The organism is Pseudomonas sp. FW306-02-D09B (genome assembly GCF_058782685.1).
The window spans coordinates 148,421-172,227 of record NZ_JBYSXY010000011.1; the positions used below are offsets into that span (position 1 = coordinate 148,421).

21 protein-coding genes are annotated in these 23,807 nt (G+C 58.9%); 15 read left to right on the top strand and 6 right to left on the bottom strand.

Translation table 11 applies throughout. The features are described 5' to 3' along the window. Positions 1-147: 147 nt before the first annotated feature. Together rlmM and tusA are read left to right on the top strand one after the other, a co-directional pair. Complete coding sequence (rlmM, locus tag AC3WK5_RS19065; protein WP_103315339.1) at positions 148-1,221, top strand: 23S rRNA (cytidine(2498)-2'-O)-methyltransferase RlmM; 1,074 nt, start codon at positions 148-150, stop codon at positions 1,219-1,221. Positions 1,222-1,449: 228 nt separating this feature from the next. Further along, positions 1,450-1,701, top strand: coding sequence for a sulfurtransferase TusA (gene tusA / locus AC3WK5_RS19070; protein WP_054593199.1), 252 nt, complete (start codon positions 1,450-1,452; stop codon positions 1,699-1,701). A 48-nt stretch (positions 1,702-1,749) separates the two neighbouring features. On the opposite strand, the gene AC3WK5_RS19075 is transcribed toward tusA, so the two are convergent. Then, entirely contained in the window at positions 1,750-3,159 is a 1,410-nt protein-coding gene (locus tag AC3WK5_RS19075; protein ID WP_103315338.1) for an MATE family efflux transporter, read from the bottom strand. Positions 3,160-3,493: 334 nt separating this feature from the next. On the opposite strand from AC3WK5_RS19075, the gene pdxB reads away from it, so the two are divergent. Further along, positions 3,494-4,636, top strand: coding sequence for a 4-phosphoerythronate dehydrogenase PdxB (gene pdxB / locus AC3WK5_RS19080; RefSeq protein ID WP_103315337.1), 1,143 nt, complete (start codon positions 3,494-3,496; stop codon positions 4,634-4,636). Positions 4,637-4,823: 187 nt separating this feature from the next. Here the strand turns inward: pdxB and AC3WK5_RS19085 are convergent, their stop codons facing one another. After that, positions 4,824-5,003 (bottom strand): PA1571 family protein, encoded by a 180-nt coding sequence (locus AC3WK5_RS19085; protein ID WP_019689567.1) that lies wholly within the window; start codon positions 5,001-5,003, stop codon positions 4,824-4,826. A 258-nt stretch (positions 5,004-5,261) separates the two neighbouring features. On the opposite strand from AC3WK5_RS19085, the gene AC3WK5_RS19090 reads away from it, so the two are divergent. Further along, positions 5,262-7,061 carry an ABC transporter transmembrane domain-containing protein gene (locus AC3WK5_RS19090; protein WP_177474749.1) on the top strand — a complete coding sequence of 600 codons (1,800 nt, stop codon included), beginning with the start codon at positions 5,262-5,264 and terminating at the stop codon, positions 7,059-7,061. A gap of 142 nt (positions 7,062-7,203) precedes the next feature. Here the strand turns inward: AC3WK5_RS19090 and AC3WK5_RS19095 are convergent, their stop codons facing one another. Continuing rightward, entirely contained in the window at positions 7,204-9,132 is a 1,929-nt protein-coding gene (locus tag AC3WK5_RS19095) for a transglycosylase SLT domain-containing protein (RefSeq protein ID WP_054593196.1), read from the bottom strand. Positions 9,133-9,345: 213 nt separating this feature from the next. On the opposite strand from AC3WK5_RS19095, the gene AC3WK5_RS19100 reads away from it, so the two are divergent. After that, positions 9,346-11,262, top strand: a complete 1,917-nt coding sequence (locus tag AC3WK5_RS19100; protein ID WP_054593195.1) for an ATP-binding cassette domain-containing protein — start codon at positions 9,346-9,348, stop codon at positions 11,260-11,262. A 179-nt stretch (positions 11,263-11,441) separates the two neighbouring features. Here the strand turns inward: AC3WK5_RS19100 and AC3WK5_RS19105 are convergent, their stop codons facing one another. Beyond that, positions 11,442-11,879, bottom strand: coding sequence for a universal stress protein (locus tag AC3WK5_RS19105; RefSeq protein ID WP_019689573.1), 438 nt, complete (start codon positions 11,877-11,879; stop codon positions 11,442-11,444). Between the two features lie 104 nt (positions 11,880-11,983). Here AC3WK5_RS19105 and AC3WK5_RS19110 point away from each other — a divergent pair, with 104 nt between their 5' ends. From AC3WK5_RS19110 to AC3WK5_RS19140, 7 genes are all read left to right on the top strand, one after another. Beyond that, on the top strand, positions 11,984-12,421 hold the full coding sequence (locus tag AC3WK5_RS19110; RefSeq protein WP_103315336.1) for a hypothetical protein: 438 nt from the start codon (positions 11,984-11,986) through the stop codon (positions 12,419-12,421). Between the two features lie 538 nt (positions 12,422-12,959). After that, positions 12,960-15,107, top strand: coding sequence for a fatty acid oxidation complex subunit alpha FadB (gene fadB / locus AC3WK5_RS19115; RefSeq protein WP_103315335.1), 2,148 nt, complete (start codon positions 12,960-12,962; stop codon positions 15,105-15,107). A gap of 30 nt (positions 15,108-15,137) precedes the next feature. Further along, positions 15,138-16,313, top strand: coding sequence for an acetyl-CoA C-acyltransferase FadA (fadA, locus tag AC3WK5_RS19120; protein ID WP_019692749.1), 1,176 nt, complete (start codon positions 15,138-15,140; stop codon positions 16,311-16,313). A gap of 100 nt (positions 16,314-16,413) precedes the next feature. Next, the gene (locus tag AC3WK5_RS19125) at positions 16,414-16,650 is read left to right on the top strand and encodes a DUF1653 domain-containing protein (protein WP_019692748.1); all 237 of its coding nucleotides are present in this window, start codon (positions 16,414-16,416) and stop codon (positions 16,648-16,650) included. A gap of 114 nt (positions 16,651-16,764) precedes the next feature. Then, complete coding sequence (gene topA / locus AC3WK5_RS19130) at positions 16,765-19,386, top strand: type I DNA topoisomerase (protein ID WP_054593192.1); 2,622 nt, start codon at positions 16,765-16,767, stop codon at positions 19,384-19,386. 143 nt (positions 19,387-19,529) lie between these two features. Then, positions 19,530-20,054, top strand: a complete 525-nt coding sequence (locus AC3WK5_RS19135; protein WP_054593191.1) for a DUF6586 family protein — start codon at positions 19,530-19,532, stop codon at positions 20,052-20,054. A 151-nt stretch (positions 20,055-20,205) separates the two neighbouring features. After that, positions 20,206-20,439 carry a hypothetical protein gene (locus tag AC3WK5_RS19140; protein ID WP_019692745.1) on the top strand — a complete coding sequence of 78 codons (234 nt, stop codon included), beginning with the start codon at positions 20,206-20,208 and terminating at the stop codon, positions 20,437-20,439. A gap of 106 nt (positions 20,440-20,545) precedes the next feature. On the opposite strand, the gene sulA is transcribed toward AC3WK5_RS19140, so the two are convergent. After that, entirely contained in the window at positions 20,546-21,019 is a 474-nt protein-coding gene (sulA, locus tag AC3WK5_RS19145) for an SOS-induced cell division inhibitor SulA (RefSeq protein ID WP_103315334.1), read from the bottom strand. Positions 21,020-21,029: 10 nt separating this feature from the next. Then, positions 21,030-21,638, bottom strand: coding sequence for a transcriptional repressor LexA (gene lexA / locus AC3WK5_RS19150; protein ID WP_054593187.1), 609 nt, complete (start codon positions 21,636-21,638; stop codon positions 21,030-21,032). Between the two features lie 252 nt (positions 21,639-21,890). On the opposite strand from lexA, the gene AC3WK5_RS19155 reads away from it, so the two are divergent. From AC3WK5_RS19155 to nagZ, 3 genes are read left to right on the top strand one after another with little or no spacing between them, the layout of a single operon-like run. Further along, the gene (locus tag AC3WK5_RS19155) at positions 21,891-22,598 is read left to right on the top strand and encodes a TetR/AcrR family transcriptional regulator (RefSeq protein ID WP_054593186.1); all 708 of its coding nucleotides are present in this window, start codon (positions 21,891-21,893) and stop codon (positions 22,596-22,598) included. Positions 22,599-22,646: 48 nt separating this feature from the next. Then, on the top strand, positions 22,647-22,799 hold the full coding sequence (locus AC3WK5_RS19160) for a hypothetical protein (RefSeq protein WP_158248910.1): 153 nt from the start codon (positions 22,647-22,649) through the stop codon (positions 22,797-22,799). Next, the gene (nagZ, locus tag AC3WK5_RS19165; RefSeq protein WP_103315333.1) at positions 22,796-23,806 is read left to right on the top strand and encodes a beta-N-acetylhexosaminidase; all 1,011 of its coding nucleotides are present in this window, start codon (positions 22,796-22,798) and stop codon (positions 23,804-23,806) included. Before AC3WK5_RS19160 ends, nagZ begins: the two co-directional genes overlap by 4 nt. The last annotated feature ends 1 nt before the right edge of the window (position 23,807 follow it).

The following is a 23,807-nucleotide window of genomic DNA, read 5'->3' on the forward strand; positions in this document are numbered from 1 at the left end:
CATTAAGGCTAATAACCGGACGCTATGGACAAGTCCGGCGTTGCGAACTCGGCTATCATGCGCCGGTTTTCGTGACAGGCTTTGCTTCAACGCAAGTCTGGGCATCGCGCAGTGGTTGAATGTCTCGCCATCTGCCCAGGAGTAAGAATGAACACCCTCTTTATGCATTGCCGGCCGGGCTTCGAAGGCGAAGTCTGTTCCGAGATTTCCGAACACGCCGCGCGGCTGAACGTGGCCGGTTATGCCAAGGCCAAAGCCGCCAGCGCCTGCGCCGAGTTTGTCTGTACCGAAGAAGATGGCGCCGAGCGCCTGATGCGCGGCCAGCGTTTCGCCGAGCTGATTTTTCCGCGCCAATGGGCCCGCGGGATCTTCATCAATCTGCCGGAAACCGACCGCATCAGCGTGATCCTTGCCCATTTGGCGAGCTTCCCGATGTGCGGCAGCCTGTGGCTGGAAGTGGTCGATACCAACGACGGCAAAGAGCTGTCGAACTTCTGCAAGAAATTCGAAGGCCCGCTGCGCAAGGCGCTGACTGGAGCCGGCAAACTGGTGGAAGACCCCAACAAGCCGCGTTTGCTGCTGACTTTCAAAAGCGGCCGTGAAGTATTCGTCGGCCTGGCCGAAGCCAACAACTCGGCGATGTGGCCGATGGGCATTCCGCGTTTGAAGTTTCCGCGTGAAGCGCCCAGCCGTTCGACCCTGAAGCTGGAAGAGGCGTGGCACCACTTCATCCCGCGTGATCAGTGGGACGAGCGGCTGCACAGCGACATGACCGGCGTCGACCTTGGCGCCGCGCCGGGCGGCTGGACCTGGCAACTGGTCAATCGCGGCATGCTGGTGACGGCGATCGATAACGGTCCGATGGCTGAAAGCCTGATGGACACCGGGCTGGTTCAGCACTTGATGGCGGACGGTTTTACCTTCAAGCCCAAGCAACCGGTGGACTGGATGGTCTGCGACATCGTCGAGAAGCCTGCGCGCAACGCGGCGATGCTGGAAGAGTGGATCGGCGAGGGGCATTGCCGCGAGGCGGTGGTCAACCTGAAGCTGCCGATGAAGCAACGTTATGCCGAAGTGAAGCGCTTGCTTGAGCGCATTGCAGAAGGCTTCAAGGCGCGTGGCATTCGGGTCGATATCGGCTGCAAACAGCTGTACCACGACCGCGAAGAAGTGACCTGCCATTTGCGCCGGCATGACGTAAAGAAACCGAAAACCCGCTGATTTCTATCCGCGGGGGTTTGTGTGGCGAGGGAGCTTGCTCCCGCTGGGCTGCGAAGCAGCCCTGAAACCAGCGTCCCAGTAGCAACAGGCACGAACACCGAGTGCACAGGTTTTACGACGGCTTCGCCGCCGAGCGGGAGCAAGCTCCCTCGCCACAGTTACGCGTTGTACGATCTGTTAAGTGAGCCGACATTGCGCGACAATGCCGGCCAGTTTCAGGAGTGAATCATGAGTGAAATGATTGATACGCCGGTAGACGGCACCCTCGACGCCACCGGCCTCAATTGCCCGGAGCCGGTGATGATGCTGCACCAGCACGTGCGCGACCTGCCAGCTGGCGGCCTGCTGAAGGTGATCGCCACCGACCCGTCGACCCGTCGCGATATCCCGAAGTTCTGCGTGTTTCTTGGCCATGAGCTGGTCGAGCAACAGGAAGATGCCGGGACCTATCTGTACTGGATTCGCAAGAAGTCCGATTAACGGACCCGAAAAAAGGCCTGCGTTTGCAGGCCTTCTTTTTACCGTCGTTTAACTCGCTGCCCGACTGATGCGGATTCGCTTGCGCGCACTGCGCGTCAGGCGAATCGAGAGCATCAGCGCCGCACAACTCAGGCCTGCAATCAGACCTTCCCACAGCCCACTCGGGCCGCTGGCCGGGCCGAACCAGTCGGTCAACCCCAACACGTATCCCACCGGCAGGCCGATCCCCCAATAGGCGAACAACGTCAGGATCATGGTCGCCCGGGTATCCTGGTAACCGCGCAGGGCGCCGGCGCAGATCACTTGGATAGCATCGGAAAACTGGTACAGCGCGGCATAGACGATCAGCATCGAGGCGATCTGGATGACAGTCTTGTCGGCGGTGTAAATCGAGGCGATGGGTTCGCGCAGAAGCAGAATCAGGCTCGCCGAGAATGCGGCAAACACCAGCGCCGCGCCCAGGCCGACTTTCGCCGCGAAGCTCGCCTGATACGGGTTCCCGGCTCCCAGTGCCTGACCCACCCGTACGGTGACCGCCATCCCCAGGGAATAAGGAATCATGAACAGCAGCGAGCTGATGTTCAGGGCAATCTGGTGCCCGGCCACGACGGTTGATCCGAGGCTGCCGATCAGCAGGGCGATGACCGCAAAGATGCTGGACTCGGCAAATACCGCGATACCGATCGGCAGGCCGATGCCGACCAAGCGTTTGATCACCGCCCACTGCGGACGATCGAAACGCACCAATACACGCGTGGGGGCATAGAAGGGCGCCCAGCGGGTCCAACCGGCCATGCTCAGTGCCATGAACCACATGACGATGCCGCTGGCCCAGCCGCAACCGACGCCGCCGAGGGCCGGCAGGCCGAAATGGCCATAGATCAGCGCGTAGTTCACTGGAATGTTCAGCAATAAACCACCCACGCCAATGACCATGCTTGGACGGGTGCGACCCATGGCATCGCTGTAGCAGCGCAGTACGTAGTAGAAGGCAATGCCGGGAAAGCCGAAGGCGATACCGTGCAAGTAGCCCATGCTCGGCTCAATCAACTGCGGGTCGACTTTCATCCAGTGCAGGATCGGCTCGGCGCTAAGCAGCAGGCCACTGCCTGTCAGTCCGACACAGAGTGCCAGCCACAAGGCCTGGCGTGCCAGAGGCGCAATTTCGTCGTGCTGCTTTGCGCCGAAGCGTTGGGCGATCTTGGGAGTGGTGGCCAGCAGAACGCCGGTCATCAGCAGGTAGATCGGAATCCAGATCGAGTTACCCAGTGCGACCGCAGCCAAGTCCCGTGGGCTGACTCTGCCCGCCATCACTGCATCGACGAAACCCATGGCGGTGGTTGCCAGTTGCGCGATCATGATCGGCAGCGCCAGGCCAAGCAGGCTTTTAAGCTCCAGGCGAACCCGGGCCGGGCGGTTGAGGGAAGTAGCGGCGAGGCTGTCAGTTACGGAATTCACAGGCGAAGCGTCCAGAGAGGATTGATGCGCGGGGCGGCGCATTCTACGCGTTGACGCCGTAGTCAGGAAAAATCCTGTGTTAGGGATTTGTAATCGGTTGCCGGACGTTTCGACATCCCTGTGGAGAGGGGGCTTGCCCCCGTTCGGCCGGTCCGCGCTCGGGCGAAGCAGTTGCTAATCCATTGCGCGCGGTGTGTCTGATATTACCCTGGCGTCTTTCAGGCCTGCTTCGCAGCCCAACGGGAGCAAGCTCCCTCGCCACAAGTAGTGCATTGCCTGCTGGCTCATCACCTTCATCTACGCCTACACTGCCGATCCGCCAAAGGAGCCTGCCATGCTGATTGTTGCCGACGAAAATATCCCGCTGCTCGATGCGTTCTTTGAAGGTTTCGGTGAAATACGCCGCGTACCGGGACGCTCCATCGACCGTGCCACTGTCGAACAGGCCGATGTGCTACTGGTGCGCTCGGTGACCAACGTCGACCGCGACTTGCTCGAAGGCAGCAACGTGCGGTTTGTCGGCACCTGCACTATTGGTACGGATCACCTGGATCTGGATTACTTCCAGCAGGCCGGCATCACCTGGTCCAGCGCGCCGGGTTGCAATGCCCGAGGCGTGGTCGACTACGTGTTGGGCAGCCTGCTGACCCTGGCCGAAATCGAAGGTGTCGAGCTGGCCGAGCGCACTTACGGGGTGGTTGGTGCCGGTGAAGTCGGTGGTCGGCTGGTCAAGGTCCTGCAAGGTCTGGGCTGGAAAGTGCTGGTCTGCGACCCGCCGCGTCAGGCGGCCGAAGGCGGCGAATTCGTTAGCCTGGAGCAGATCATCGGGCAATGCGACGTTATCAGTTTGCACACTCCGTTGAGCAACAACGCCGAGCATTCGACCTGGCACCTGTTTGACCAAAACCGCTTGAACCAGCTCAAGCCTGGCGCCTGGCTGATCAATGCCAGCCGAGGTCCGGTGGTGGACAACACTGCGCTGCGTGAAGTGTTGCTCGCGCGCGAAGACCTGCAAGCGGTGCTGGACGTGTGGGAAGGCGAGCCGAGCGTCGATATCGGCTTGGCCGAGTTGTGTGTGATCGCCACCCCGCATATCGCCGGTTACAGCCTCGACGGCAAGCAGCGCGGGACCGCGCAGATCTATCAGGCGTTTTGCCAGTTCCTCGGGCAGCCGGCCCAGGTCTCCCTTGATGAATTGTTGCCTGCACCGTGGCTGGCGCAAGTCCACTTGAACGCCAGTTGTGATCCGGCCTGGGCCTTGGCGATGGTCTGCCGTGGCGTGTACGACCCGCGTCGTGATGACGCGGATTTCCGCCGTAGCCTGGTGGTCAGCGGTGCCGAACAGCGCACGGCGTTTGACTTGCTGCGCAAGCATTACCCTGAACGGCGTGAGATTGACGGGCTGAAGGTACGCATTGAGGGCGAGTCGCCGGCGTTGCGGCAAATGGTGGCGGCGTTGGGGGCTGTGGTCGTCTAGGGATCGAGTCGACCCATTCGCGAGCAAGCCCGCTCCCACACTGGATCAAGTCGAGCTGGAAATTTGCGTTCGACACATATTCCGTGTGGGAGCGGGCTTGCTCGCGAATGGCCGCGCCGCAATTCTTCGATAAACGTCCATAAAAAACCCGGCCAAGGGGCCGGGTCGGAAGACGTGAGGCTATGCATCAATCTTGCTTGGCAGGCTTGACCAACCGTTGTTCCAGTTCGCGGCACGCACTCTGGATCATATCTTCAGTGATCGGTACTTCGCGCCCTTGAGCGTCAATGATGGAGCATCCCAGAGACTGGTCTGGCCGGGTGCGGATCACTTGAATCTTGTCATCGCTGCTGTTTTGCAAGGACATGGCCTGTCTCCTCATCAGGTTGTGCATTTACTGTAGAGCCACCAAATGACCAAGCTGTGACAACTCCCTACAGGGGACAAGGCGGCAATACCAGTCCATCAGAAATAACCCGGGACTTCTAGCCGGACTTTAGACCGATAACGTCTAGGCTCTATTGTCAGCGGTCATATTTAACCTGACTCATTGTGATTTACAGCGTTGCGGCGGATCGACCGGTGTAGGCTTGGCCAGGTTGATTCTTTCAGTTAGCGCTTTCGGATGATCCTGATGCTGTCTGCCCGTCACCGCCGCGCGATTCGCCTGGTCAGTCGTTTTGTTGCACCTTACCGTTGGCAGGCGCTCGGTGCCTTGCTGGCGCTGATCGTCACTGCCGGCATTACCTTGTCCATGGGGCAGGGCATTCGCCTGCTGGTGGACCAGGGCTTCATGACCCAGTCACCGCAGTTGCTCAACCAGTCCATCGGCGTGTTCATGTTGCTGGTGTTGGGCCTTGCGATCGGCACTTTCATGCGTTTTTACCTGGTGTCGTGGATCGGTGAGCGTTGCGTGGCCGATATCCGTCAACAGGTGTTCAATCATTTGATTTACCTGCACCCGGGGTTCTACGAGAACAACCGCAGCTCGGAGATCCAGTCGCGTCTGACGGCCGATACCACGCTGCTGCAATCGGTGATCGGCTCGTCGCTGTCGCTGTTCCTGCGCAATTTGCTGATGGTCATCGGCGGAGTCGTGCTGCTGTTTATCACCAACCCGAAACTCACCAGCATTGTGGTGGTGACGCTGCCATTGGTGATCGCACCGATTCTGATCTTCGGTCGCCGGGTTCGCCGCCTGTCGCGCTTGAGCCAGGATCGCATTGCCGACATCGGCAGCTATGTGTCGGAATCGCTCGGCCAGATCAAGACCGTGCAGGCCTATAACCATCAGGTGCAGGACGAGCAGCGCTTCGCCGTCACCGTGGAAGAGGCTTTCGATACCGCACGCAAACGTATCGTCCAGCGCGCCTGGCTGATTACCCTGGTGATCATGCTGGTGCTGGGGGCGGTCGCGGTGATGCTCTGGGTCGGCGGTATGGACGTGATCGCCGGGCGCATTTCCGCGGGTGAGCTGGCGGCCTTCGTGTTCTACAGCCTGATCGTCGGCAGTGCCTTTGGCACCTTGAGCGAAGTGATTGGCGAGCTGCAGCGGGCGGCCGGAGCGGCTGAACGAATTGCCGAGTTGCTGCGCTCGGAAAACATCATCCAGCCACCGGTCTCGGGGCAAGTGACATTGCCTGATCGAGTGCGTGGCGATTTGCTGCTCGAAGATCTACGTTTTTCCTACCCGTCACGGCCCGAAAGCTACGCTATCGATGGTTTGAGTCTGGCCATCAAGGCCGGCGAAACCCTCGCGCTGGTCGGACCTTCGGGGGCCGGCAAGTCGACGGTTTATGACCTGCTGCTGCGCTTTTACGATCCGATCGCGGGCCGCATCCTGCTTGATGGCGTGCCGCTGACCCAACTTGATCCTATGGATTTGCGCCGTTGTTTCGCGCTGGTGTCGCAAAACCCGGCGCTGTTCTTCGGCAGCATCGAAGAGAACATCCGCTATGGCAAACCCTCGGCGACCCTGGCTCAGGTCCAGGAAGCGGCGAAGATTGCCTACGCCCACGACTTCATCGAAAAAATGCCGGATGGCTACCAGACGCACCTGGGCGATGGCGGTCTCGGACTTTCCGGCGGTCAGCGTCAGCGCCTGGCCATCGCCCGGGCGTTATTGGTGGATGCACCGATCCTGCTGCTGGACGAAGCCACCAGCGCCCTCGATGCGCAAAGTGAACACCTGATCCAGCAAGCACTGCCCAGCCTGATGAAAAACCGCACCACGCTGGTCATCGCCCATCGCCTGGCCACGGTAAAGAACGCCGACCGGATCGCGGTGATGGACCAGGGAAAACTGATAGCAGTGGGTACACACCAGGAACTGCTCGCCAGCAATGCGCTGTATGCGCGGCTGGCGGCGTTGCAGTTTGTAGGCGCCGCCGAAGAAGGCGATCTTTTCGACGGAGCGACCAAGTAACCGACCAAGTAACCGACTAAGTAACCGACCAAGTAGGCCTTCACAAAAAATGCCCGCATCTTTCAATGCGGGCATTTTTGTCAGCGCCTCATGCTAAAGCTTTCCGAAGTCCGGATCAAAAGATCGCAGGCTGCGCCAGCTCCTACTGATCGTCGAAGTACCGCTCATGCCAATCCACCAGCGGTTGAGGTGAATTGAGCTTCTGGCCGTAGATCACCGAATAAGACAGCACGTTCTGTACGTACTGGCGGGTTTCATCGAACGGGATGCTTTCCACCCAGACATCGAAGCTCAGGTGGTTGGCACCGCTCAGCCACTGGCGAACACGACCTGGGCCGGCGTTGTAGGCGGCGGTGGCGAGGACCCGGTTGCCGTTGAACTGGCTGTGGACCTGACTCAGGTAGGCAGCGCCGAGCTGGATGTTTTTGTCCGGGTCCAGCACTTGCTGCGGCGAGGCCAGCGGAATGCTGAACTTGCGCGCGGTTTCCTTGGCGGTGCCGGGCATCAACTGCATCAGGCCGCTGGCGCCGACGCCGGAGCGGGCATCGTCCATGAAAGCACTTTCCTGGCGGGTGATGGCGAACACCCAGCTCGAATGCAGGCCGCGGACCTTGGCTTCACGTACCAGGGTATCGCGGTGGGCCATCGGGAACCGAATGTCCAGATCGTCCCAGTACTGCGCCTGGCTGATGGTGCGGATCGCCGGGAAATACCATTTCAGGTCGTACGCCAGTTTTGCCTGGGCAACCATTTCGTCACGGCTAAAGTGACGGCTGACGTGATACCACTCGCGGCGCCCGTCGACGATCTGCCCCCGGGCAAGGAATTCCAGCGCCCGACGTATACCCGGTGTATTGCGAACCTTATTGATCAGCGCCGGGCTCAACATCAGTGGCTTGTTGATCAGCGAGTAAGGCGATTGCGAACGGTCAGCGGCAAGGAACCCATAGAAGTCGCGCTCACGGGCCAGACTCTTGTACAGGGTTTGCGCTTCCGGGTTTTGTGGTTGGGCCAGCTCCAGGCTGCGGGCCTTCCAGTAGCGCCAGCGATTGGTCAGGGCCAGATCCTGTGGCAGGCGGCTGGTCAACTGATAGGCTTCGTCCCAGCGCGCCAGGCGCAACAGCAAGCGCAAGCGCCATTCGGATACGGTGTTGTCACGCAGCTCCGGGTCGTACTTGGTCATGACATCAAGGGCGCGGCTGTCGAAACGACGGGCCAGGGTCAGGCCGATTTCACGGGCGATGGCGACCTTTTCGTCGCGAGAGAAATGCATGCTGACGGCATAGCTGTCGAGCAGGGCCATCGCCCGGTCCGGATCCTGGCGCGCGAAGCGGCGCAGGCCAAGACTGACAATGTCAGACATGGCTTCATCGGCCGGGGTGAAGCGCGAAGGCTGGTCGAGCATTTCGGGTCTTTGCGCGACATCAACCAATAAACGCCCACGCGATGCCAGGGTGGTCATGTTGTTGATCAAACTGTTGGCCAGCGCATAGTTGCGTGCGTGAGCCGCGAGTTTGAGGCGTTCCCAGCGTTTCTGTTCGGTCAGTTGGCCCTCGGCGGCCCATTGCGCAAACAACGAGTCGCAGGTTTCAGGCTGGGATTTGCCGGTTAGCCAGAGTTTGTCAGCGTTGGCGTAACCTTCGGATTTGAGGTTGTGACCGATCTGGTATTGCGCATTGAGGCAGTCCAGTTCAGTGAAATTGAGCTTGGGGTCGTAGTATTTGACGAAGGTCGCCCAGTCGCCCCGCTCAGCCAGCCAGCGCAACCAGCGCAATTTCATCCAGTTGGCTTGCGGCAGGTCGCCGTGCTCGGCGAGGAACCTTTCGATTTCATCGTTGCTCGCGGTTTTCAGGCGCGCCGTCAACTCGTCATAGGCCAGATACGGCTCCAGCGGGTAATCGCTCAGCTCCTGGCTGTAGCGAAAATACGGACCTGTATCGCCTTTGGCCAAGGCGCGCTTGGCTTCGTCGTAATACTGGCGTTGGGTAGACAAGTCCACCGCCTGGGCGGATTGAACGGCAGCGGCAGAAAGAAGCAAACAGGATAAAAAACTGAAAAGGCGACTGCGCATGAGACATCCGGGCAGAAAAAACACGACAAGTGCCTGCAAATGCGAGCACTGATTATTTATAGCTTAGCCTTTTGCCAGCAACCGGCGAAAGCTTTGCCGGCTCGTCGGTACAAGATCGCAACAAATGTTGTGCAGAGTGCTTCGACATTGAAAATGCCGGCCTTCTGACGTCGCAAGTCAGGTAGAATGCGCGCCCGGTTTTTGGAGAAGCTCATGACCCTGCTCAAATTCAGCGATGTGTCCCTTGCTTTCGGCGCTATGCCGTTGTTGGACAAGGTGTCCTGGCAGATCGCCCGTGGTGAGCGGGTGTGCATCATCGGCCGCAACGGCACTGGCAAATCCAGCATGATGAAGCTGGTCAAGGGCGATCAGAAGCCTGATGACGGCTCCGTCTGGCGCGCACCAGGCCTCAAGATCGGCGAATTACCGCAAGAACTGCCGGTGGCCGACGAGCGGACAGTGTTCGACGTGGTTGCCGAAGGCCTGGACGGTGTGGGCGAACTGCTCGCGCAGTATCACCACCTGAGCCAGAACATCGTCACCGACGCTGATCTGGACAAACTGATGCACGTCCAGCACGACCTCGAAGCTCGCGATGGCTGGCGTTTGCAGCAATTGGTCGACAGCACCCTGAGCCGCCTGCAATTGCCGGCTGACAAAACCCTCGCCGAATTGTCCGGCGGCTGGCGTCGTCGCGTCCTGCTGGCACAGGCCCTGGTTTCCGAACCGGATCTGCTGCTGCTCGACGAACCGACCAACCACCTGGACATCGGTGCGATTGCCTGGCTCGAAGAGGCGTTGAAGGATTTCCAGGGCGCCGTGCTGTTCATTACGCACGACCGTTCTTTCCTGCAAAACCTGGCAACTCGCATCCTGGAGCTGGATCGCGGCGGCCTGATCGACTGGAACGGCGACTACGCCAGCTTCCTCGTGCACAAGGAAGCCACGCTGGCCGCTGAAGAAACCGCCAACGCGTTGTTCGACAAGAAACTGGCCCAGGAAGAAGTCTGGATCCGCCAGGGCATCAAGGCTCGTCGCACCCGTAACGAAGGTCGAGTTCGCGCCCTCAAGGCGCTGCGCGTCGAGCGTAGCGAGCGTCGTGAGCGGACCGGCAAGGCCAATATTCAGCTGGATACCGCTGACAAGTCCGGCAAGCAGGTGATGGTCCTCGAGAACGTCAGCTTTGCCCACCCGGATGGCCCGTTCCTGATCAAGGATTTCTCTATGGTCCTGCAGCGCGGCGACCGTATCGGTCTGCTGGGCGCCAACGGTACCGGCAAAACCACCTTGCTGAAGCTGATGCTCAGTGGTTTGCAGCCAACCAGCGGTACAGTCGAAGAGGGCACTCGCATCGACGTGGCCTATTTCGACCAGTTGCGCCATCAGCTGGATCTGGAAAAGACCGTGATCGACAACGTCGCCGAAGGTCGCGACTTTATCGATATCGACGGTCAGAGCCGTCACGTACTGAGTTACCTCGGCGACTTCCTGTTCAGCCCGCAGCGTGCCCGCACGCCGGTCAAGGCGTTGTCGGGTGGTGAGCGTGCGCGTCTGTTGCTGGCCAAGTTGTTCAGCAAACCGGCTAACCTGCTGGTACTCGACGAACCGACCAACGACCTCGACGTGGAAACCCTCGAGCTGCTCGAAGAGGTCTTGCTGACCTTCAACGGCACCGTGCTGATGGTCAGTCACGACCGGGCATTCCTCGATAACGTGGTCACCAGTACCCTGGTCTTCGAAGGTGAAGGCAAGGTTCGTGAATACGTCGGTGGTTATCAGGACTGGCTGCGTCAGGGTGGCTCGCCGCGCCTGCTGGGCGTGACCGAGAGCAAATCCGGCAAGGCCGACCTGAACTCTGCGGTCGTCACCGCAGCGCCTGCACCCGTGGTGGCTCAAGAAGCGCCAGTGGCCAAGAAAAAGCTCAGCTACAAGCTGCAACGCGAGCTGGAAGCGTTGCCGGGCGATATCGATGCCAAGGAACAGCAGATCGCCAAGGTGCAAGCCGAAATGGCCGATGCGGGTTTCTATCAGCGTCCTGCTGCCGAAACCGCCAAGGTCATCGCGCAGCTTGAGCAACTGCAAGCGGAACTCGACGTATTGGTCGAGCGCTGGGCCGAGCTGGATGCCTGATTGATCCTGTTATGAAAAAGCCCGGCGTTCAGTAATGAGCGCCGGGCTTTTCATATGGAATGCGATTTTATGTGGGAGCTGGCTTGCCTGCGATGGCGTCACCTCGGTCTTTGCATTGCCTGTAATGGTCCCATCGCGGGCAAGCCCGGCTCCTACACTGGATCTCCATTTGGACGTATTCAGCTTTTGATCAGGCGCACCGCCAGCACATCGCAAGGTGCACCGTGCAGCACGTCATTGGCGGTGGAACCCAGCAGCAGTGCGAGGCCGTGGCGGCCATGACTGCCGACGACGATCAGGTCGCATTCCTGTTCCTTGGCCATATGATGGATTTCCTGGCGTGGCTGGCCATAGGTCAAGTGGCTGTATTCTTTGGAAAGTTCAGGATATTTGTTGATCAGGCGCTCGAGGCGCTCCTTGGCCTGGTCGAATTGCTGTTGCTGCAACTGCGACAGGTCCATCGGCACGTCACCACCAAAGGCCATGGCCATCGGTTCGACAATATGAACCAGGGACAATTTGGCACCGTTGCTGACCGATAACTCGCGAGCACGGTGAATCACAGGATCGCACTCTTCGGTTAGATCTACGGCGACCAGAATATGGTGGTAGGGCATGAGGTGCTCCTCCTGAGGATTGCGATAACGGTAAGTATGGCTGGTTTCAAGCGGATTGGTTCTGACTGGGGTCAATCCGCCCATCAAGAATCGGGAGTACAGATATGACGGTCTGGATAGTGGTGTCAATCCTCGCAGTGGTGCTGAGCCCGCTGGCATGGCTGCGGCCTTCGCGTAAACAGGGGGGGCAGATGGCCTTGCGCATGGAGGCGCGGCGTATTGGCCTGGCCATGCAGCTGGCGCCGCAGGAGTGGCCGCATTGGCTGGAGCCAGCGCCGCCCAGCCCGTGTGCGCAATACCATCGGCCGCGACGGGGCAATCAGCCGGCGTGCTGGATTTATTGGCAAAGTGCGCCAGGCGTGTGGGTCAATCAATGGCGAGAGGTTTGTCAGGATGAGTCGTTGCTGATCCATTTCCGGAAGTTGCCGGCCAACGTCTACAAGGTTGAGGCCGACAAGCAAATGATCACCTTGTATTGGGGGGAGCGGGGCGAGGCCAGTGTATTGAATGAGATCGATGCCGTGCTGAAGGCATTAGCCTGAAACGCAGCGCCTACACACAGGCAATAAAAAGCCCGACATCGTCATCGGGCTGGAGTGGCCAGGCAGGCCGGTAATTCGCTGAATCGTCACGCTGCCCAAGGCGTGGCGTTGATCTTGCGCTTGGCGTTCGCCATAAGCGCCTCTGTTTTTTCGTTTATCGTCCCCGGCCAGCGTAGCTTGTATTTCGAGTTGCGCAGCTAATTAGGGCGACGTTTCTAAATATTGATTCTATGAATAGTTGAACATGCATCCGCGTGTTGCAGGTCTTCGTGGTACGGATATGACCGCAAAGTCGAGTGATAACCCGTCTTTTGGGCGATTGACAATTGTCGGAAATTCCGTGAAGGTGGCGTACCCAAATCAAACGGGCGTATGAATTGAGCGTTTGTATTACAGACGGCTCCTACAGAATCCCGACTATCGCGTTGGCGGGTGTGCCTGGTGGGATGGCGTTAGCATCGACGGTAACGTCCATGCCGAGCCAGAACGTCAGCGTCCGACGTGTACTGTTCAGCTTCCATATCGTGGAGATCAGTTGATGATTTACGAAGGTAAAGCCATCACGGTTAAGGCTCTTGAAAGTGGCATCGTCGAATTGAAATTCGACCTCAAGGGTGAGTCCGTCAACAAGTTCAACCGTCTAACCCTGAACGAACTACGTTCGGCCGTAGACGCCATCAAGGCAGATGCGTCGGTCAAGGGTGTGATCGTCAGCAGTGGCAAGGACGTATTCATCGTCGGTGCCGACATCACCGAATTCGTCGATAACTTCAAGCTGCCGGATGCAGAGCTGGTTGCTGGCAACCTCGAAGCCAACAAGATTTTCAGCGATTTCGAAGACCTCAATGTACCAACCGTGGCCGCGATCAACGGCATCGCTTTGGGTGGCGGTCTGGAAATGTGCCTGGCGGCGGACTACCGCGTCATGTCCACCACGGCCAAGATCGGTCTGCCGGAAGTCAAACTGGGCATCTACCCAGGCTTCGGCGGTACCGTTCGCCTGCCGCGCATCATCGGTGCCGACAACGCCATCGAGTGGATTGCCGCTGGTAAGGAAAACCGTCCGGAAGATGCGCTGAAAGTCGGCGCAGTCGATGCGGTGGTCGCTCCAGAGAAGCTGCAGGAAGCGGCCCTGGAACTGATCAAGCGCGCCATTTCCGGCGAGTTCGATTACAAGGCCAAGCGTCAGCCGAAGCTGGAAAAGCTCAAGCTGAACGCCATCGAGCAAATGATGGCTTTCGAAACCGCCAAAGGTTTCGTGGCCGGTCAGGCTGGTCCGAACTACCCGGCACCGGTTGAAGCGATCAAGACGATCCAGAAAGCCGCGAACTTCGGTCGCGACAAGGCTCTGGAAGTTGAAGCCGCCGGCTTCGTCAAACTGGCCAAGACCTCTGCTGCGCAGAGCTTGATCGGTCTGTTCCTGAACGATCAGGAGCTGAAGAAAAAAGCCAAGGCCTACGACGAAATCGCCAAAGACGTGAAACAGGCTGCCGTACTCGGCGCCGGTATCATGGGCGGCGGTATCGCTTACCAGTCGGCGTCAAAAGGCACACCGATCCTGATGAAGGACATCAACGAGCACGGTATCGAGCAGGGGCTGGCTGAAGCCGCGAAACTGCTGGTTGGCCGCGTTGATAAAGGCCGCATGACCGCTGCCAAAATGGCCGAAGTGCTCAACGGCATTCGTCCAACCCTGTCCTACGGTGATTTCGGTCACGTCGACCTGGTCGTCGAAGCCGTTGTCGAGAACCCTAAGGTCAAGCAAGCGGTATTGGCCGAAGTCGAAGACAAGGTCAAAGAGGACACCATCCTCGCGTCGAACACCTCGACCATTTCCATCAGCCTGTTGGCCAAGGCCCTCAAGCGTCCGGAAAACTTCGTCGGCATGCACTTCTTCAACCCGGTGCACATGATGCCGCTGGTTGAAGTCATTCGTGGCGAGAAGTCCAGCGAGCTGGCCGTTGCCACCACCGTTGCCTACGCCAAGAAAATGGGCAAGAACCCGATCGTCGTCAACGACTGCCCGGGCTTCCTGGTCAACCGCGTACTGTTCCCGTACTTCGGCGGTTTCGCCAAGTTGGTCAGCGCCGGTGTGGATTTCGTCCGGATCGACAAGATCATGGAAAAATTCGGCTGGCCAATGGGCCCGGCGTACCTGATGGACGTGGTCGGTATCGACACCGGTCACCACGGTCGTGACGTGATGGCTGAAGGCTTCCCGGACCGCATGAAAGACGACCGTCGTTCGGCCGTTGACGTGCTCTATGAAGCCAAGCGCCTGGGCCAGAAGAACGGCAAGGGCTTCTACGCCTACGAGACCGACAAGCGCGGCAAGCAGAAGAAAGTAGCCGATCCGTCGGTACTCGAAGTGCTCAAGCCAATCGTCTTCGAACAGCGTGAAGTGACCGACGAAGACATCATCAACTGGATGATGATCCCGCTGTGCCTGGAAACCGTGCGTTGCCTGGAAGACGGCATCGTCGAAACCGCTGCCGAAGCCGACATGGGTCTGGTCTACGGTATTGGTTTCCCTCCATTCCGTGGCGGTGCACTGCGCTACATCGACGCAATCGGTGTTGCAGAGTTCGTTGCCCTGGCTGACCAGTACGCTGATTTGGGCGCGCTGTACCACCCGACCGAGAAGCTGCGCGAGATGGCCAAAAACGGCCAGAGCTTCTTCGGTTAAGCGCCCACACTAGAGCGAGAGTGAAATTATATGAGCTTGAATCCTAGAGACGTCGTGATTGTCGACTTCGGTCGTACTCCGATGGGCCGCTCCAAGGGCGGCATGCACCGCAACACCCGCGCCGAAGACATGTCGGCACACCTGATCAGCAAGTTGCTGGAACGCAACGTCAAGGTCGACCCGAGCGAAGTCGAAGACGTGATCTGGGGCTGCGTGAACCAGACCTTGGAGCAGGGCTGGAACATCGCCCGCATGGCGTCCTTGATGACTCAGATCCCGCACACGGCTGCCGGCCAGACCGTCAGCCGCCTGTGTGGCTCGTCGATGAGTGCATTGCACACCGCAGCGCAAGCGATCATGACCGGTAATGGTGACGTGTTCGTGGTTGGCGGCGTCGAGCATATGGGTCACGTGAGCATGATGCACGGTGTCGATCCGAACCCGCACATGTCGCTGTACGCGGCGAAAGCCTCGGGCATGATGGGCCTGACCGCTGAAATGCTCGGCAAAATGCACGGCATTACCCGTGAGCAGCAAGATGCCTTCGGCGTGCGCTCCCACCAACTCGCTCATAAAGCGACGGTGGAAGGCAAGTTCAAAGACGAAATCATCCCGATGCAGGGTTACGACGAGAACGGTTTCCTGAAACTGTTCGACTACGACGAAACCATCCGTCCGGAAACTACCCTGGAAAGCCTGGCGGCGTTGAAGCCGGCGTTCAATCCAAAGGGTGGCACCGTGACAGCCGGTACTTCGTCGCAGATCACCGATGGTGCTTCGTGCATGATCGTGATGTCGGCGCAGCGTGCACAGGACCTGGGCATCCAGCCGATGGCGGTGATCCGCTCGATGGCAGTGGCAGGTGTGGATCCGGCGATCATGGGCTATGGTCCAGTACCGGCGACACAGAAAGCACTGAAGCGTGCAGGTCTGGGTATTGCCGATATCGACTTCTTCGAACTCAACGAAGCTTTCGCTGCACAGGCCCTGCCAGTGCTGAAAGATTTGAAAGTGCTCGACAAGATGAACGAGAAGGTTAACCTGCACGGCGGCGCGATCGCCCTGGGCCACCCATTTGGTTGCTCCGGTGCACGTATCTCCGGCACGCTGCTCAATGTAATGAAGCAGAATGGCGGCACCTTCGGTGTATCGACCATGTGCATTGGCCTCGGCCAGGGCATTGCCACCGTTTTCGAACGCGTTTAAGCGATTCGTCGACGGAAGCCGGGGCCAAGTGCCCCGGTTTTTGTTTTTCTGAAGATTTTTTTTGTTTTTTATTTCAAGTGATTTGAGTGAGGGCCAGACCATGCCGATACAACCAGGGCTCTACCAGCATTACAAAGGTCCGCAGTACCGCGTATTCAGTGTTGCGCGGCATTCCGAGACCGAAGAAGAAGTGGTCTTCTACCAAGCCCTGTATGGCGATTACGGCTTTTGGGTGCGTCCCTTGAGCATGTTCCTGGAGTCGGTCGAAGTTGACGGCGAACAGGTCCCACGCTTTGCTTTGGTGCAGGCCGAACCAAGCCTTTTTTCAAGGCCATAAGCTGAGAGCGCGCAGAACCCTGCGCTTGACCTCACCTTGTTGCCACTATATATAGCGGTGCCGCGTCAGGCGCCAACCGCCTTTCACTTCTAGAATTCAGGAATTTTCTGATCCATGGGCAAATCGCTGGTCATTGTGGAATCCCCGGCTAAGGCCAAGACCATCAACAAGTATCTGGGTAACCAATACGTGGTGAAGTCGAGTATCGGCCATATCCGAGACCTGCCCACCAGCGGTTCGGCTAGCGCCAGCAAAGAGCCTGCTGCCAAGCGCGGCAAGGCTGCTGCTGGTGAAGTGCCGGCGCTGTCGCCTAAAGAAAAGGCGCGCAAGCAGCTGGTCTCGCGCATGGGTGTCGATCCCGATCATGGCTGGAAAGCCAAGTACGAGATCCTCCCGGGCAAGGAAAAGGTCATCGAAGAGCTGCGCCGGCTCGCCAAAGATGCTGACACCATCTATCTCGCAACCGACTTGGATCGCGAGGGGGAAGCCATTGCCTGGCACCTGCGCGAAGCCATAGGTGGTGATGACAGCCGCTACAAGCGCGTGGTGTTCAACGAAATCACCAAGAAGGCGATTCAGGAAGCCTTCTCCCAGCCGGGCGAGCTGGACATCGATCGGGTCAATGCCCAGCAGGCGCGTCGCTTCCTCGACCGCGTGGTGGGTTACATGGTTTCGCCGCTGCTGTGGGCCAAGATCGCTCGCGGTCTGTCTGCCGGCCGTGTGCAATCGGTAGCCGTGAAGCTGGTGGTGGAGCGTGAGCGCGAGATTCGCGCGTTCAACCCGGAAGAGTATTGGGAAGTTCACGCTGACCTCGGCACTGCCAAGGGCGCCAATGTGCGTTTTGAAGTGGCCCGTGAAAACGGCGAAGCCTTCAAGCCGCTCAACGAAGCCCAGGCCATGGCTGCGCTGGAGAAGCTCAAGGCTTCCAGCTACACCATCGCCAAGCGCGAAGACAAGCCGACCAGCAGCAAGCCGTCGGCACCGTTCATTACGTCCACACTGCAACAGGCTGCCAGTAACCGCCTGGGCTTCGGCGTGAAGAAAACCATGATGATGGCCCAGCGTCTGTACGAAGCTGGCTACATCACTTACATGCGTACCGACTCGACCAACCTCTCGGTTGATGCCGTGGCGATGGCGCGTACTTATATTGAAGGTGAGTTCGGTAGCAAGTACCTGCCGGAAACACCGAACGTCTACAGCAGCAAGGAAGGCGCGCAAGAAGCTCACGAAGCGATTCGTCCTTCTGACGTGAATACCGATCCAAGCAAGCTGTCGGGCATGGAGCGTGACGCTGAGCGTCTCTACGAGCTGATCTGGCGCCAATTCGTCGCGTGCCAGATGCTGCCGGCGAAATACCTGTCGACCACCGTCAGCGTCGCAGCTAGCGGCTTCGAGCTGCGTGCCAAGGGCCGCATCCTGAAGTTCGACGGTTACACCCGCGTCATGCCGCAAATGGCCAAGCCTGGCGACGACGATGTGCTGCCGGACATGGCTCAAGGCGATGTGCTGAAGCTGATCAAGCTTGATCCAAGCCAGCACTTCACCAAGCCGCCGGCACGTTACTCGGAAGCGAGCCTGGTTAAAGAAATGGAAAAACGCGGTATCGGTCGTCCTTCGACCTACGCGGCGATCATTTCGACTATCCAGGACCGCGGTTACGTCGCGCTGCACAACCGTCGTTTCTACTCGGAAAAGATGGGTGACATCGTCACCGAGCGTCTGTCCGAAAGCTTCTCGAACCTGATGGACTACGGCTTCACCGCGGGCATGGAAGAGAACCTCGATGACGTCGCCCAGGGCGAGCGCGACTGGAAAAACGTGCTGGACGAGTTCTACGGCGACTTCAAGAAGAAACTCGAAGTAGCCGAGAGCGCGGAAAACGGCATGCGTGCCAATCAGCCGGTCATGACCGACATTCCGTGCCTCACCTGCGGTCGTCCGATGCAGATTCGTACCGCATCGACCGGTGTGTTCCTTGGTTGCTCGGGCTATAGCCTGCCACCAAAAGAGCGCTGCAAAGCCACTGTCAACCTGGTACCGGGCGATGAAATCGCTGCGGACGACGAGGGTGAGTCGGAGTCTTTGGTGCTGCGTGGCAAGCATCGCTGCCCGATCTGCAGTACCGCGATGGATGCTTACCTGCTGGATGAGAAGCGCAAGCTGCACATCTGCGGTAACAACCCGGATTGCGCAGGTTACGAGATCGAAGAAGGCAGCTATCGCATCAAGGGCTACGAAGGTCCGAGCCTGGAGTGCGATAAGTGCGGCAGCGAAATGCAGTTGAAGACTGGTCGTTTCGGCAAGTTCTTCGGTTGCACCAACGCGACCTGCAAGAACACCCGCAAACTGCTGAAGAGCGGTGACGCGGCACCGCCGAAGATGGATCCGGTGAAGATGCCCGAGCTCAAGTGCGAGAAGGTCAACGACACCTACATTCTGCGTGACGGTGCTTCCGGCCTGTTCCTGGCGGCGAGCCAGTTCCCGAAAAACCGCGAGACCCGTGCTCCGCTGGTGATCGAGATCGTGCCGCACAAGGATGAGATCGATCCGAAGTACCACTTCCTCTGCGCGGCGCCGAAGAAGGACCCGGATGGTCTCCCGGCAGTGATCCGTTACAGCCGCAAGACCAAGGAGCAGTACGTGCAGACCGAAGTCGAAGGCAAGCCTACCGGTTGGAAGGCATTCTACGACGGTGGCAAGTGGGTGGTTGAAGACAAGCGCGTAGCCAAATAATCGGGCAATGCGACGCCAAAGGCCGCATGCGAACCCTCGGGTTTTCATGCGGCCTTTTGTTTTGTGCTTGCGGTCGGCTTGTCTGATCCATGACACTGTCAGACCTGCATTACGCGTCTTATTTCGTTGTGGAGACTGCCGTCATGGCCTTTGAGCTCTATACCCGTACCAATCAGAAAATTTACTTTGCCGGTCTGTCGCTTGAGGCGCTGGCCCGGGCGGAAGAGGGGCGGGCAATGAATTCCCTGGCGCTGATCCAGGCCGGGCGTGAGTCAGCGTTGTTTCACTTGTACGGCGCACTGCTGGGCTTGTGTCATGAGATTGCCGGTTTTTACCGTTTGCCTCAGGCCAATGCACCGCGAGCAGAATTGTTGCTGACTCGTGAAGTGCTCGAGACCATCGCTATTCCGGAAATGGCGGAGATGGTCGAGTTGGCGAATAACCCTGAAACCTGGCTGGCAAAGCTTTTGGCTGCCCATGCCGCGCTGTTTCAACCGCCACGCGTGCCGCACAAGCCCAAGGGTGACGTGACCCAACCGCTGATCATGGCGGTTAACCTCGATGAAGAAGAGGCGCCTCAAGAGTTGAGTCGAGAAGAGCTGGAAAGCTGGCGTCAGAACCTCAAGGACTTGGCGATTCGGTTTCGCGAAGGGTTGAATGAGTGCTGAATCTGCGCACGGAATGCTGAGTGTTCAGTGATGGCCATGGATCAGGGATGATCTTCAGCATGGGTTTCGGTGACGTGCAGCCGGTCAAGATCCCGAGCGAAGCCGCGCTGATGGCTATATAATCCCCGCCTTTCGTGGAGAACAGACTTTTATGCCAACGTCCTTTCTAGAAATTGTCGAACTGCCAGACGGCCGTATTGAGCTGCGCAGAGCTGAGGACGAGGGTTCTCTGGTGACTTTGAACTTCTCTGAAGACGCCAAAGCGTTCCTGCAGGGCCAGCACGTTGAAGTCGCCAAGGCGATGTTGAGCGTGGGTGTGCAGATGGCTGGACGCTTGGTTGAAGGCGAATTCGACAAAGAAGAAGGGCCGCGGATTCTTCATTGATTCCGTTCGTCGGCTTTTCGCAGGGCATCATTTCACGTTGATGTTACAGATTGGCTTCTCTGTCCTGGAGAAGCCCTGCGCCTTTCAAGTGCACAGTGAGTGTCACTTAGCCCAGCCGAATATTCAGACTTTGAGCATCCCCGGTACGGGCGGCGCTGATCAGCTGTTGGCGCGCGCTGGAACTCAACGGGTTCAGCCAGCTTACAACGGTGTGACTGCGGCCCAGGCGCAAGGCTTCGCACGCCAGTTGCTGGGCGCTTTGTGTTCCCCGAGGTTGTAGCAACAGAATGCGTTCGCGGTTCAGGCCGGCATCTCGCAGCCAGGCTTGAGTCAGGCTGGCGGGTGGCGCGATCAGTGTCAGCCAGCGAGCGTCCTTGTCCTGGCTCAACTCTCTGAGGATGGGGGCCAGAAGGTTCAGGCAGCTCCCAGCCGCACCACGCAATGACAGCTCACTGAACACTTCGGGTTCGGCGCTCCAGGGTGACTCGACCACGTCTTTGAGAGTCGGCGCCAACGGCTGCGCCATGAACGCTTCGAACAGCGGAAGTTGTGTGTGCTGTGGTGTGTGAGGGAACTGCATAACGCCTCCTTTAGCGGCGAATGACGCCGACACTCAAGCCTTCGATCACCAGGTCCTGATCTTTCAGGTTCACTTCGATCGGGGCAAACTCGGGGTTTTCGGCAATCAGCCAGACTTTGCTGCCGTCGCGCTTGAAACGCTTGACGGTCACCTCGTCGCCGATCCGCGCAACCACGATCTGGCCGTTACGGGCCTCGCGCGTGGTGTGCACGGCGAGCAGGTCGCCGTCGAAAATCCCCACGTCCTTCATGCTCATGCCGTGAACGCGCAACAAATAGTCGGCGCGTGGATGGAAGAAGGAAGGATTGATGTTGCAGGATTCTTCGATGTGTTGTTGAGCGAGAATCGGGGCGCCGGCAGCAACTCGGCCAATGATCGGCAAGGTGGACTCGTCGGCCTTGGCTTCGAAGCCCGGGATGCGAATGCCGCGTGAGGCGCCGGGCGTCATTTCGATTGCACCCTTGCGCGCCAGTGCCTTGAGGTGTTCTTCCGCAGCATTGGGCGACTTGAAGCCAAGCTCCAGGGCGATTTCTGCACGGGTCGGCGGATAGCCGTTGTCTTCGAGGCAGCGTTTGATAAAAGCCAGAATCTCAGCTTGGCGTGGCGTCAGTTTTATCATGTCGATCGCTCTGTCTTTTTATACAGTGACTGGGATTATATACAGTGGAGTGGTCTTGGCAATCCTCCTTTTTTATCTGACCGCTGGACGGTCGGTTTACAGATCGTCAGCTTGCTGCTTGTAGGACTGGCTACAGCTCCCGACTTGTATGGTTAAATAGCTGACCGACCGTTCGCAAAACGAACAGGCAGGCTTGACAATGCTCAGGCTGAAACGTATGTTTCAAACAAGTGTTTGTCAGGCGGAGTAGCCATGGCCCAGTCGGAAACCGTTGAACGCATTCTCGATGCTGCCGAGCAGTTGTTCGCGGAAAAAGGTTTTGCCGAAACTTCATTGCGGCTGATCACCAGCAAGGCTGGGGTCAATCTGGCGGCAGTGAATTATCATTTCGGCTCAAAGAAGGCCTTGATTCAGGCAGTCTTCTCGCGTTTTCTCGGGCCTTTCTGCATCAGCCTCGATCGTGAGCTGGAGCGCCGTCAGGCCAAGCCGGACAGCAAGCCGAGCCTTGAAGAACTGCTGGAAATTCTCGTCGAACAAGCCCTTGTGGTGCAGCCACGCAGCGGCAACGATTTGTCTATCTTCATGCGCCTGTTGGGGCTGGCATTCAGTCAGAGCCAGGGGCATTTGCGGCGTTACCTGGAAGACATGTACGGCAAGGTATTCCGTCGTTACATGCTGCTGGTCAATGAAGCCGCGCCGCGTATTCCGCCTATCGAACTGTTCTGGCGCGTGCACTTCATGCTCGGCGCAGCGGCGTTCAGCATGTCGGGGATCAAGGCCTTGCGCGCTATCGCCGAGACCGATTTCGGGGTGAACACCTCGATCGAGCAGGTGATGCGTCTGATGGTGCCGTTCCTGGCTGCTGGCATGCGCGCAGAAACCGGCGTCACCGACGAGGCCATGGCATCGGCCCAGTTGCGTCCTCGCAGCAAATCGGCACCCGTCGCCGCCAAGGTTTAACAGTTCACGGGTGGGCGCGGCAGCTTACATCCGCTAAGCTAGCCGCCCATGCCGACTCTCGTTTCAGACCCGCTCGATTTCTCTTTTACCGACCACGTTCCGCCGGGTATTACCCTTGGCGGCGAAGTCGTGTGTCTGCATCGGGCCGGGCTCTTCAAAGATGCGCCGCGCGCGCTTTTCGTTATCAAGGAATTTTTATGACTGCTGGCCTGCAAGGCTCGTTGATGGTGGACGTCGCCGGTACCTGGCTGACGGCCGAAGATCGCCAACTGTTGCGTCAGCCCGAAGTGGGTGGACTGATCATTTTTGCGCGCAATATCGAGCATCCACGCCAGGTCCGAGAGTTGAGTGCGTCGATTCGTGCGGTGCGTCCTGACCTGCTGTTGGCGGTGGACCAGGAGGGCGGTCGGGTGCAGCGCCTGCGTCAGGGTTTCGTGCGTCTGCCTGCCATGCGGGCGATTGCTGACAACCCGAACGCCGAATACCTGGCCGAGCAATGTGGTTGGATCATGGCGACCGAAGTGCTGGCTGTCGGCCTCGACTTGAGCTTTGCCCCGGTGCTGGACCTCGACTACCAGCGCAGTGCCGTGGTCGGCACCCGTTCGTTCGAAGGTGATCCGGAACGTGTGGCCTTGCTGGCGGGGGCGTTCATTCGCGGCATGAACAGCGCCGGCATGGCGGCGACCGGCAAGCACTTCCCTGGCCATGGCTGGGCGGAGGCCGATTCGCACGTCGCGATTCCGAATGACGAGCGCAGTCTGGAGGAAATCCGCGCCAAGGACCTCGTGCCGTTCGCACGCTTGAGCAAGCAGCTGGCGGCGGTGATGCCTGCTCACGTGATCTACCCACAGGTCGACTCGCAGCCCGCCGGCTTCTCGCGCCGCTGGCTGCAGGACATCCTGCGCGGAGAATTACAGTTTAACGGGGTGATCTTCAGTGACGATCTGTCGATGGCCGGTGCTCATGTGGTCGGCGACGCTGCCAGCCGGATCGAAGCGGCGCTGTCTGCAGGTTGCGACATGGGCCTGGTGTGCAATGACCGTGCGGCCGCCGAACTGGCGCTGAGCGCAGCTCAACGCCTGAAGGTCAAGCCGTCTGCACGCATCGCGCGGATGCGCAGCCTGTCGTTCGCCAGCACCGATTACCGGCAGGATCCGCGCTGGCTTACCGCTCTTGGCGCGCTCAAAGATGCCCAACTGATTGATTAAG

Coding starts and splice junctions, on each gene's coding strand:
- rlmM (WP_103315339.1), top strand. CDS start 148: ATGAACACCCTCTTTATGCATTGCCGGCCGGGCTTCGAAGGCGAAGTC.
- tusA (WP_054593199.1), top strand. CDS start 1,450: ATGAGTGAAATGATTGATACGCCGGTAGACGGCACCCTCGACGCCACC.
- pdxB (WP_103315337.1), top strand. CDS start 3,494: ATGCTGATTGTTGCCGACGAAAATATCCCGCTGCTCGATGCGTTCTTT.
- AC3WK5_RS19085 (WP_019689567.1), bottom strand. CDS start 5,003: ATGTCCTTGCAAAACAGCAGCGATGACAAGATTCAAGTGATCCGCACC.
- AC3WK5_RS19090 (WP_177474749.1), top strand. CDS start 5,262: ATGATCCTGATGCTGTCTGCCCGTCACCGCCGCGCGATTCGCCTGGTC.
- AC3WK5_RS19095 (WP_054593196.1), bottom strand. CDS start 9,132: ATGCGCAGTCGCCTTTTCAGTTTTTTATCCTGTTTGCTTCTTTCTGCC.
- AC3WK5_RS19100 (WP_054593195.1), top strand. CDS start 9,346: ATGACCCTGCTCAAATTCAGCGATGTGTCCCTTGCTTTCGGCGCTATG.
- AC3WK5_RS19105 (WP_019689573.1), bottom strand. CDS start 11,879: ATGCCCTACCACCATATTCTGGTCGCCGTAGATCTAACCGAAGAGTGC.
- AC3WK5_RS19110 (WP_103315336.1), top strand. CDS start 11,984: ATGACGGTCTGGATAGTGGTGTCAATCCTCGCAGTGGTGCTGAGCCCG.
- fadB (WP_103315335.1), top strand. CDS start 12,960: ATGATTTACGAAGGTAAAGCCATCACGGTTAAGGCTCTTGAAAGTGGC.
- fadA (WP_019692749.1), top strand. CDS start 15,138: ATGAGCTTGAATCCTAGAGACGTCGTGATTGTCGACTTCGGTCGTACT.
- AC3WK5_RS19125 (WP_019692748.1), top strand. CDS start 16,414: ATGCCGATACAACCAGGGCTCTACCAGCATTACAAAGGTCCGCAGTAC.
- topA (WP_054593192.1), top strand. CDS start 16,765: ATGGGCAAATCGCTGGTCATTGTGGAATCCCCGGCTAAGGCCAAGACC.
- AC3WK5_RS19135 (WP_054593191.1), top strand. CDS start 19,530: ATGGCCTTTGAGCTCTATACCCGTACCAATCAGAAAATTTACTTTGCC.
- AC3WK5_RS19140 (WP_019692745.1), top strand. CDS start 20,206: ATGCCAACGTCCTTTCTAGAAATTGTCGAACTGCCAGACGGCCGTATT.
- sulA (WP_103315334.1), bottom strand. CDS start 21,019: ATGCAGTTCCCTCACACACCACAGCACACACAACTTCCGCTGTTCGAA.
- lexA (WP_054593187.1), bottom strand. CDS start 21,638: ATGATAAAACTGACGCCACGCCAAGCTGAGATTCTGGCTTTTATCAAA.
- AC3WK5_RS19155 (WP_054593186.1), top strand. CDS start 21,891: ATGGCCCAGTCGGAAACCGTTGAACGCATTCTCGATGCTGCCGAGCAG.
- AC3WK5_RS19160 (WP_158248910.1), top strand. CDS start 22,647: ATGCCGACTCTCGTTTCAGACCCGCTCGATTTCTCTTTTACCGACCAC.
- nagZ (WP_103315333.1), top strand. CDS start 22,796: ATGACTGCTGGCCTGCAAGGCTCGTTGATGGTGGACGTCGCCGGTACC.